Source organism: Leucobacter soli, assembly GCF_042659205.1.
Classification (GTDB): Bacteria; Actinomycetota; Actinomycetes; order Actinomycetales; family Microbacteriaceae; genus Leucobacter; species Leucobacter soli.
This window is the reverse complement of the sequence record NZ_JBHSRW010000471.1, coordinates 1-676: the sequence shown is the minus strand read 5'-3', so window position 1 is coordinate 676 and position 676 is coordinate 1. Positions and strand designations below refer to the sequence as shown.

1 pseudogene is annotated in these 676 nt (G+C 73.8%); it reads left to right on the top strand.

Going from position 1 to position 676, the window contains the following annotated elements:
• Window positions 1-676 (top strand): annotated as a pseudogene (locus tag ACFPZL_RS14015) (YhgE/Pip domain-containing protein); the annotation flags it as partial.

Here is a 676-nt window from a genome sequence, read left to right as displayed (position 1 = left end):
GCGGACGGCGCGGCGAAGCTGTCGAAGGGCGTCGGCGCGCTCGCGACGGGAGCCGGGGATCTCGCGACGGGAGCCGGGGATCTCGCCACCGGTGCGAAGCAGGCCGCCGCGGGCGGGCAGACGCTGGCCGACGGCGTGAAGGGCTACACCGACGGCGTCAACACCGCGATCGGCGGGCTCCAGCAGGGCGCCGCGGCAGCGATCGCACCGCTGCAGCAGTACCGCGATGCGATCGCGGACGACACCATCCCGATGCCGAGTCCGGAGGCGAAGGAGCAGGCCCTCGCAGGCCTGGATCAGCTCCTCGCTCAGCTCGGCGCACTGTCGTCCGAGGACCCGGAGACGGATCTCAACCAGCTCAAGGCGGGCGGCACCGGCCTCGCGAAGGGCGCGCAGGATTCGGCCGACGGCCAGAAGAAGCTCGCGACGGGGGCCAAGAAGCTCGCGAAGGGCGCCTCGAAGCTCTCGGACGGAGTGGACGAGCTCGAGACCGGGACTTCGACCCTCGCGACGGGTGCGCGGAAGCTCTCCACCGGCACGTCGGCGTTCGCCGACGGGGCGTCCCTGCTCGCGGCGGGCGGCGCCCTGCTGGCGACCGGCACGACCGAGCTCGCCTCGGGCACCGAACAGCTCGCGACCGGTGCCCGGCAGTCGGCGGTCGGAGCGCAGGGTCTGG